Source organism: Lentilactobacillus parakefiri, from assembly GCF_002157585.1.
GTDB lineage: Bacteria > Bacillota > Bacilli > Lactobacillales > Lactobacillaceae > Lentilactobacillus > Lentilactobacillus parakefiri.
In genome coordinates, this window is the sequence record NZ_BDGB01000031.1 from 24052 (window position 1) to 34236 (window position 10185).

The following is a 10185-nucleotide window of genomic DNA, read 5'->3' on the forward strand; positions in this document are numbered from 1 at the left end:
TAAGTATTGTTCCGACCTCTATTGCAATGCTATTTACCTGCTTTATAATCCAATGGTAACGAAGTCCAACGCTTCTTCAAATAGAAGGCTACAGCTTTAGGCTGACGGTCACGGGTAAAGATTCCCTTCTTGTTCCCGTTAACCCGCATGTTGCCCTCGACGGTCTGGAAGTCTGCCAAATTCCATGGCTGTTCGCCACGAATGAAGTCGTAAGAGTCAAAGACCCGATCAAACATGTCTAACAGTTCAATTTGATATTCCTCACTCCACATGATCGATGGCAACTTGTGCAATCCCGGTTCAGTATCGGCACCGTACTCTGAGAAGACAATCGGCTTATCAATATCTGAATTCTTCCATTCATCCAGTTCAGCGCGGAGGCCGGCTTCACCATCAGAAATTTCATAACCCCACTTGTGGTACCAGCCTGGATAACGGTTCAAGAGGTAGAAGTCTGGGAACTTCAAGCACTTGGAAGTTTCAAAGGTATCATCTTCGTTAAGAGTGAAGGTTCTTGGTCGTTTCTCAGGATCCAAATCCTTTGAGTCGTTGAACAGTTTGGTGAAGTATGGAACCGCTGAATCAGTTGAGGTGTCCGGCTCGTTGCATAAGCTCCATGCCAAGACACTTGGGTGATTCTTATCACGTTTGATCATGTCTTTTACCTGATCAATATGTTTCTTGTATAATTCATCGATCCAATGACCATCAAAGAATGATTGGTTTAAGCCGCCAAGGAAGCTAGCAGCGGCCATCTTAAAGCCAACTGCCGGCACTTCATCGGTAATCAAAATCCCTTCCCGGTCGGCAAACTTATACACTTGCTCATCATATGGGTAGTGGGAACTTCTAAATGAGTTGGCTCCAATCCACTTCATCAAGTTCATATCACGACGTTCAACGTTCAAATCAAATGCCCGGCCGGCATAAATGCTGTCTTCGTGACGGCCAAAACCACGCAGATAGACAGATTTGTGGTTGACTAGGATTTCGTGACCTTTGATTTCAATAGTTCGCAACCCAATTTCATCAGCGTATTCGTCAACCGCTTTGCCGGCATCCAATAATTCGAATTTAATGGTGTACAAGTATGCATCGCGAACCTGCCACAAGGTTGGGTTCTTAACCACTAAGTCCCCAGTTTGTCCCTCGCTGGTTGCGACCACATTGCCGTCTTCATCGCTTAAGCTAACTTTGAAGTCCTTGCCGTCAGTTGCATCAACACGATAATGGACGGTCGCCTGATCCTCACTAACCTCGTAAGTTGTCGAGTAATCATAAATATTATTTTGAGGAACGGCTAATAAGTGGACGCTCCGATTTAATCCGGAATAGTTATAGAAGTCAAAGAAAGGTTTAGCCATTTTTTTGCCATTCTTCAAAGTAGCCGTGTCACCAGCGGGCAAAGCATCGCGGTGAAGTTCGTTGTTCATCTTCAAAGTCACAATATTTTCTTCACCTAATTTGACGGCATCGGTAATATCTGCGGTGAATGGCAGAAAACCGCCTTCATGTGATCGAATCTCTTGACCGTTCACATAAACGGTTGCCCGGTGGGTTGCTGCTCCAAATCGCAGTTGAATCTTTTTACCGTCCATATAGGTTGGCACAAAGAACTTCTTAGCATACCAGAAATCTCCGGTATACTCACGGGAATCTTTGTCGGTGAAAAAGTCATTAAAACTGGCTGGTACCGGCATTTTGATGGGATCATCAAAGCCAGTCGTCCATCCCTTGGCCTCACCCTTAGCTTCCGGGTCAAACTTAAAGTCCCATATGCCGTCTAATTTTTGATCTTGTCTAAATTGGTTGGTAACTGGATAAAGTAAACCTTTTTCCATAATCTAATCCTCCTAGGGTTTCAAAAGCGGGCATTAACAATTATTTTCGCAAGCGCTTTCTTTTTACTAATGACTTAATTTTACTATATTATCGGACATAGTCAATAGATTTTAGTAAAACTATTTTAGAGACCCATTCCGCTTGGTACTATCATGGTGTTGTTTACTAATTCAGCGATTGGATTGAACCAACTTTTACACATTGGCACATTATTCCATATATTCTCATCAAAGTTTAGTAAAAATAAGGCATCGTTAGGACTTCTCCCAGAGGATAACTGATTGTTATTATGTTAAATCACAATTCGATGACAGAAAGGAGGCTGGGACATTAGTCCTTACGGTGGTTTTGGTTGCAACCTTGATTACCACTTTTATATTGACAAAACTTGCGACAAACGGCTGATCCCGGCCATTTAACAAATAAACGCAGTCATTCCAAAATCCGGAATGACTGCGTTTATTTGTTAAATTCTGGGATCAAAACGCCTTTTGTCCCAATCTCCCAATAATACCAACTACTCTTTAGTAAAACAATCAGTCCGGCTAATTGACAGCCAGATTAGTTAGAGGCTACTTTCACGTTCCATCAGTTCAGTCGCAATGACGGTCAACTCGGGAACTTTCTTCGGCTCCTTGATCCGATCCGTCAGCATTTCAATTGCCCGCTCACCCATCAATTCAGTGTGAACGTGGACCGTTGTTAAGGCCGGACTAGTGTACTTGGCAATCGCAACGTCGTTAAAACTAATCAGGCTGACCCGATCCGGCACGCTGATATTTTGCTGCTGTAAAGCACGCAAAACGCCGACTGCCATTGAGTCACTCCCAATCAAAAATCCGTGGGGCAGCTTATCTCCCAGTTGTTTGATGGCAGTATTCATCAGTTCAAATCCTGAGTCCGGCCCAAATGGCCCTTGGAAAACAAAGGCATCATTGAACAGGCCTTTTTCAGCCAAATATGAATCAAAAGTTGAGACCCGCGGATCCCGAACACCCTGTTTCTCGGTGACAGTCGTTTCCTTGCCGGCAATCATCCCAATATCTTGGATTCCCCGATCAATGAAGCGGTCAATAATCTTTCGAACAGGCGATTCAAAATCACTGCGAATACTGTCACAATCGTAAGTCAGATAATTTTCACCGATAAACACCAGCGGGAGATCATACGATTTCAAGCTCATCACTTCGGTCTTATCAAACTTGCCGACCGCAATCATCCCACTGAGACCCTTCACTCGGTTCTTATCAACCGAATCAAACGTCAATTTTTCAACGCCAGCACCTAAACTGGACGCTTTATTTTCAATTCCGTATTGAATCTGAAGGTAGTAAAGATCAGTCAGCTCTTCTTTGTCGGAATGCCACTGAATAATGCCAATCTTTTTGCCGCCCTTTGGTACATGGCGATTGCGCTTCTTATACCGGAGCTTTTCAGCAACTTCTAAGACTCTTCTTCGAGTGTCTTCCCCCACGGAAAGTGTCTCATCAAAGTTCAAAATCCGTGAAACCGTCGATATTGAAACCCCCGCTTCATTAGCGACGTCTTTAATTGTTGTCATCTTATCACCCACATAAACATATCCCAGTTCGTAATTTGTAAAATTTACTAAATAAAAGCTTCCTCTTGCATAGTATCATATCCAGGTCCAGACGTGAATTTTCGAACCGGAAAAGTTAACAATTATTTACGATTAACTCCTTAGACACAAAAAGCCCCTCCACGCATTTTTACATGGAGGGGCCGATCCTTCACGAATGGGGTTCGTTTGTGATGTCATGTCAGAAATAACATCAGGATCTCGTAACACTATACCGTAAATCTATTAATGATGAAAGTAATGTTACCAATTATTTACAACTATTATTTGTTCAACCAGACTCGCATTTGGCCGTTATCCCGGTTAGCCCAGGCGTAGTATGGCACCATCTTCAAGTCAACGGATTCAGATTCAACCGGCTGGCTGGCATCCACATACAAAAGGGCATCTTTAGAATCAAGCTTCTGTCGTTGAGCAGCCACCTTGACGACTCCGACACCATCCAACAATTTCTCATCAAAATGGTAGTCGGCCTTGGCGTCAGCTGCGACTTCATATGAAGCCAGTGGTGCCTCATTGTCAGCTTCTTCAGCAGCGTAAACGATCGGTCCACGTTGAACGGCCACCTTGCCAAAGTCATCACTAACCCGGTTGCTGGCGCGCATGATCTTAACGTCCATGTCGAGTTTCAAGTCGATGGTTGTCGATTTAGCATCAACGTTGATATAGATGAAGCCATCATCCACCGGCAAAGTGGTTGAAACGCCATCAATTTCCAGGTCAAAGTCAGCCGACCAGTCAGGAATACGAATTCCTAATTTAAATGATTTTTCATCAGGATTAGCAATCTCATAATGAATGTCACCGCTCCATGGGAAGTGGTTGGTTTGAGAAATCTTCAAGCCATCATCAAACTCTGCATCGTTAGAGATGAATTGGTGGGACAAAATCGTGTTGCCATTAACGGTGTAGAGGTACTCGTCAACTGAGGCAATTAAGCGAGCCAGGTTGGCTGGGCAGCAGGCACAACCGAACCAGTCGGCCCGATGCGTCAAGACGTGGGACTTTCCTGGGTTGCCTTTAGAAGCAACCGGATCTGCTTCCAGTGGGTTGACGTAGAAGAAATGCTTGCCATCAAGGGCCATGCCGCTTAAGGCGCCGTTGAAAAGTTCTTTTTCAAGCACGTCGGCATATTCGCCTTTAGCGTGGATATTCAGCATCTGCCGAGCAAAGAATGACATCCCCACTGACGCACAAGTCTCGCCGTAATCGGTATCGTTCGGTAAATCATAGTCATAGGTGAAGGCTTCGCCAGTCGTGGTTTGACCAATGTTACCAGTGATGTACATCTGCCGTTTGACAATGTCATTCCAGAACCGATCACAGGCAGCCAAGAGATCCTTATCGCCGGTATAGCGGGCAACGTAAGCCATTCCGGTGCACAGGTAGACAACTGGTAGACAACTCGAACGGCGTGGCCATGAGGCACTTTTTGATCCTTAATAGGTTCTGCGGCCAAGTAGTACTCACGGGTGAAATCACGCATCCCAGGAATCAGGTCGCGGTCAGGACTGTCACCATCAGCTTTGATTTGCTTTTCAAAGAAGGCTGGATCTTGTCCCCGTTGGTTCAAGAAGTAGTGGGCCAAATCAAGGTAGCGTTTTTCACCGGTTTCTTCATATAAACGTGACAAAGCTAATTCAATTTCAGGATGACCATCGTAGCCGGGAATTTTGCCTTCTTCAAGGCCAAAGTGACGGTCGATGCAGTCAGCCATCCGCTTAGCAATATCCAAAGCCTTCTGGTTGCCAGTCTCATGATGATAGGCAACGCCGGCTTCAATGTAGTGACCCATCGTGTAGAGTTCATGTGACTGTTGAAGTCGCTTAAACTTACGTTCTGGGGCATCAATTTGGAAGTAGGTTGACAGATAACCGTCGTCATCTTGGGCGTCAGCGATCAAATCAATCAGATTATCAGTAATCTTCTTGAGGTCTGGATTTGGATGGTAGCCAAATGAGTAGGCAGCCGCTTCCAACCACTTGTAGACATCGGCGTCTTGGAATGGAAAGCCATAGTGGTGGCCTTTCATTTGGCCGGCAGCAATCTTCAAGTTGGCAATTGCATGACTGTTCTTGTCTTGGCCATTGTTCTGAGGATCCTCAGAAATAGAAATGTCAGCCTCATCGTTCATAACTTTCCATTGATATGGCAAGACTTCTTTGACGACCAGTTCGCGATAACGTTTCCAGAAATCAGAAGTAACCTTGACCTTATTTAATTTTGGTGTGGTGTAAACTTGCATCTTATGCGTTCCTCCTAAAGTTTAAAATCAATCTCATAATTAAGCTTGTGCAGCTTCAGCATTCTTTTCAGCTTCGGCATTTCGCTTTGCAAGGTCAGCCTTAACAACTGGTTCGTGGTTTTCCCATTTACGATACATAATCATTAAGATAACACTGATTGCGTAAATGATAATTGGAACCCAGACGAAGGTAAAGCTGATTCCACCAAGGCTTGAACTTGATTGAGTTGCGTTGGCGGCGTTGAAACCAAATCCTTTGAGAAGCATTGAAGCAATGAATGAGCCAAACCCTGAACCCATTTGGATACAGAATGAAGCACCGATGGCAGTTAAGAATCCGTTAGCACGGATACCGGTCTTCCATTCACCAAAGTCAACGGTATCACCGACCATGGCGAAGAACATTGTGCAGGCACTCCCTGAACCGATACATGCGACACACCAACCGATTAAAGCAGAAGTGACGTTGGAGCCAGCTAAACAAACCCAGGCTTGGCCAACCATGGTCATTAACAGGAAGAAGATGGTGGTGCCCCATTTATGCATAAATTTAACGAAGAATGGAACTGAAGCCATTCCAATAACTTGGATAATTGTGAAACCGTTGAAGAATGAAATGAGACCCTTGCTGCCCATGTTGTACTGGAAGTAGTAAGGCATTGAAGCGTTACGAACGATAAAGGCAGTCCAGTAAGCCAGGTTGGCAACAACAATCAAGACCCAAGGCCAGTTGCCTTTAGTGGCTTTCAAACTTTGTTTAATGGTAATCACTTTTTCGTTTTCGATATTCTTTTCACGCATATCGAAGAAGGCGATGATCAACAGAATGAAGGCAACAATTGAGTAGACACCAACAGCTAATGACCAGCCCTTTTGATCGTTACCACCGCCAAGTAAGCCAGCGAATGGAATGATGAATGTAACCGCGAAGAAGTTACCAACATTACCAAGTACCAAACGAATGGAGTTAGCCTGCATCCGGCCATCGGTACTTGAAGTTAAGTTAGGTAAGACAGATGTAATAGGGGTTGACATTGCAGTGTATGATAAATCGGCTAAGATGTACATAACACCGGCATAAACAACTTTTAAGGTACCTCTTAAGGCTGGTGTGGTGAACAGTAACCAGACAAAGATGGCGAATGGTAATGACATCCACAAGAACCAAGGACGACTCTTTCCATATTTACTGTGGGTGTGGTCAACCAGGATCCCCATGACAGGCGCGCCAATGGCATCAAAGACACGGCCGATCAGAAGTAGAACCCCGGCCGTTCCAACAGAGAGGCCGAAAACGTTGGTGAAGAAGTAAAGCATGTAAGAACTGATAATACAGTACAGCAAGTTACCGGACATATCGGTAAACCCATAGGTAATCTTTCTGTGCCAAGGCAAGGTGTCGTTAAGTAATGCTTGAGCACTTGCCGTATTTGAATCGACGTTTGCATTTGAGCTCATGATAATTCCTCCAAATAAATTAATTTTGGTAAACCGCTCATCGTTGAGTGGTGAAAAATGATTGCTGAAACGCTGAAATGAGTTGGTTAAGAAATTGGTGAACTTCTCATTCGATCGCTGATTTGAACCATTGGCCTCAACTTCCCTTCTGACAGAATTGCACGTGCAAAAGATAACTTGCTTTTACAAGTATCATAGTAAGCGATTTCAAATCATAAAAAAGGGCTATAATGGCAAAAGAAGTGATGATATCCGACCAGTTAAGAAAACCATCAGTCCCCGGGCCGCGTTTAAAGGCCACTTGTGGCACCGTTTCGTACATTTGGTGATTATTTCCGACATCGCTTTAAGAGACTTTTTGCGTATATTTGGTGACGATTTCCGACATCGTTAGGAGGTTCGCTTAAAATGTTGTTCTCAACGTTCACAATGGAAAAAACCTTGCTCTATTATAAGGGCGGTGAATTTCTGGCTCACAAAGGCTGGCATCATCGTCGCATGTATCATAAAGGTGATTATGCATTGATTCTATGTATTAAAGGACCGATTTATCTACAAATTGGTGATCAACGGTATACCCTGAACGCCCATGAAGTACTGATTGTACCGCCGTTTACCACTTTTTATGGTTATCAGGATTCGCCAGGGGACGTCGACTTTTACTGGGTCCACTTCTTCTCCCAGCACAAAGAAGATACGGTCACTGCCGATGAAGATGACATGACGGAAAAAGTCAAAGCCAGTACCAGTAAGAAGCGGCAAATTTTTCTGCCGCGCTATTTCAAATTAGCTGATTATGAGGAGGCGACCATTCTAATTCATCAGATTCTGTCGATCCACAACGAACTGTCATTTATTGAAGAACGGGACTACCTGGTTTCTGCCCTTTTAATTCAGCTGTACAAGTCATATTTCAATCGCCCGGATGCCAATGAAGACAGCTCCCGCATTAACAGTTTAAAAGAATGGATTCGCGCTAATATGTCTAGTACCTTAACCGTTGCTGAGATTGCCGACCGCAGTCATCTTAATCCAGATTATTTGACCCGCTTATTTAAGCAATGTACCGGCCTGACAACGCTCCAGTACTTGAACCACGTCAAAATCGAAGTCGCCACCCTACTTTTAATTCGAACCGATATGTCGATCAAGCAAATTGCCGACAACTCTTACTTCAACGATCCAAAGGTGTTCATGCGCCGCTTCAAGAGTGCTACCGGCCTATCACCAACCGAGTACCGCAAGTCCTATAATCTGATTCACCTCAACAATCCCCACGTGGACCCGCAGATTCCAATTCCTAAGCGGATCGCCGATTCAATCGATTACAACCCTGAGAATGGGGACATTCCAGAATAAATAGGAGGAATTATCTAATGAAATTTTTCACTAAAAAGTTTGCCGGCCAATCCATTTTATCGTGGATTTTTCAACTGGCGTTAATTTATGTCGCTTGGCAAGTCAGTACCCACGCAATGCCCAACAATATTACAACTATTTCAATCGCCGCCGTTTTGTTACTCGCAATTTACTGGAGCTTTTCACTTGATCGACGAAGTGGCAACAATAAGTAAACATTCTACCGATTGCCTCTCATTCATGTTAGTATCACAGTGACGTGTATATACATAGATGGGAGTTGAGTGATTATGAGGAAAAGTTTCAAAAGAGGGGCCGTTATTTTAGGGCTCTTCGCTGGGGGAATTTTATTTGGGACGAACGCCACGGCCCATGCCGCTTTGACGCCGTCCAGCAGCCAACCCGGCGCTAATATGGTTGATGTTTCAAGCTGGCAGGGGAATTTAACTGCCGCTGATTATCAAACCTTAGCTCAAAATGGGGTTAAAGCTGTCACAATCAAAGCATCCGAGGGAACTGGATACACCAATCCGTATCTCTCGCAGCAAATTCAATATGCCCAACAAGCGGGATTGAGCATTAATTTCTACCATTTTGTGCACTTTACAACGACTGACCAGGCCGCTTCCGAAGCCCAAAACTTTATCAATGCCGTTCAGTCAGTGACTTCTTCAAAAGATGTTGTGATGGTGGCTGATTTTGAGTCCTCAGAATTGGGGGGTATCTCAAAAACCACTAATGATACAAACCTGGCGGCATTTGATTCCGCTTTGAACCAGGCGGGCTATAACAAGACTGACCTTTATACCATGGCGAGTTGGTTGGAAGTCAAAATTGACACCAATGCTTCCAACCAAGGCTGGATTGCTGATTACCCTGGTACCCCGACCGGCAATAAATACCCGTCGGCCAACGCATGGCAGTGGGCATCTGATTACCGGTTCCCCAACATCAACCAGAATCTAGACGTCAGCCAATTGAACAATAGCTTCTACTTAAGTTCCGGATCGGCTGCCAATTCTACTAATACCAATGCCAACTCGAGCAGCGCTTCAAGTGCTTCAAGCGCAAGCAGTGCCAGCTCAAGTTCTTCGACGAACACCTCAAATTCATCAAGTTCCAAGAATGATGGTGAAATCGTCAAGGTTCCTGGGCCATCAGGTAAGCAGTATTCGGCTGCCCGTTCTGCATCCGTCAAATTAGTTTGGCGCAGTAACATGGGTGCTCACTATTATCAGACAACCAAAGGGGCCCGTTATTCAAAGCACTTAGGCACTCGCTATGGCTATAATTCCGAATTGCCTAACGTTACCTGGGTTACAGATGCTCACGAAAAACTGTATAAGAAGAACACCGGCCATTACGCCATCTACTACCACGTTAAAAGTACGACTGGCAATCATGGCGGCTGGATTTGGCGTGGGTATTTGAATTAATCGCTAATTTGAAAATTCAAAATTAAATACAAAAATGCCGAGAAATCAGTCTGACTTCTCGGCATTTTCTATTGAAATTATTTCAGAATCTGAAACTTGAAAGTATGAAGACAGACTGATCCCTTGGTATCACAGGGCATATTTTAATTAATTTAACCATTTAGCTTGCTGTTAACAGCGAAACTAACCGTGTCGGCAAAAATGTGAAGAACTGATTCATCATCTGAATAATTTGGGCTCTTCTT

6 protein-coding genes and 1 pseudogene are annotated in these 10185 nt (G+C 44.3%); 3 read left to right on the forward strand and 4 right to left on the reverse strand.

The window, feature by feature from the left end:
• Positions 1 to 29: 29 nt before the first annotated feature.
• The 4 genes and pseudogenes from uidA to LPKJCM_RS02740 form a co-directional block, all read right to left on the reverse strand.
• Positions 30 to 1841: a beta-glucuronidase gene (gene uidA / locus LPKJCM_RS02725; RefSeq protein WP_057962590.1), complete on the reverse strand. Its 1812-nt coding sequence runs from the start codon at positions 1839 to 1841 to the stop codon at positions 30 to 32.
• A gap of 566 nt (positions 1842 to 2407) precedes the next feature.
• The gene (locus tag LPKJCM_RS02730; protein ID WP_057962589.1) at positions 2408 to 3403 is read right to left on the reverse strand and encodes a LacI family DNA-binding transcriptional regulator; all 996 of its coding nucleotides are present in this window, start codon (positions 3401 to 3403) and stop codon (positions 2408 to 2410) included.
• Between the two features lie 302 nt (positions 3404 to 3705).
• Positions 3706 to 5687 (reverse strand): annotated as a pseudogene (locus LPKJCM_RS02735) (glycoside hydrolase family 127 protein).
• Positions 5688 to 5726: 39 nt separating this feature from the next.
• On the reverse strand, positions 5727 to 7145 hold the full coding sequence (locus LPKJCM_RS02740) for an MFS transporter (protein ID WP_057962588.1): 1419 nt from the start codon (positions 7143 to 7145) through the stop codon (positions 5727 to 5729).
• A 408-nt stretch (positions 7146 to 7553) separates the two neighbouring features.
• On the opposite strand from LPKJCM_RS02740, the gene LPKJCM_RS02745 reads away from it, so the two are divergent.
• The 3 genes from LPKJCM_RS02745 to LPKJCM_RS02755 all read left to right on the forward strand — a co-directional run bounded on the left by LPKJCM_RS02745 (position 7554) and on the right by LPKJCM_RS02755 (position 9940).
• Positions 7554 to 8504: an AraC family transcriptional regulator gene (locus LPKJCM_RS02745; protein ID WP_057962587.1), complete on the forward strand. Its 951-nt coding sequence runs from the start codon at positions 7554 to 7556 to the stop codon at positions 8502 to 8504.
• A 17-nt stretch (positions 8505 to 8521) separates the two neighbouring features.
• Positions 8522 to 8719, forward strand: a complete 198-nt coding sequence (locus LPKJCM_RS02750; protein WP_057962586.1) for a hypothetical protein — start codon at positions 8522 to 8524, stop codon at positions 8717 to 8719.
• Positions 8720 to 8794: 75 nt separating this feature from the next.
• Positions 8795 to 9940 (forward strand): GH25 family lysozyme, encoded by a 1146-nt coding sequence (locus LPKJCM_RS02755; protein WP_057962585.1) that lies wholly within the window; start codon positions 8795 to 8797, stop codon positions 9938 to 9940.
• The last annotated feature ends 245 nt before the right edge of the window (positions 9941 to 10185 follow it).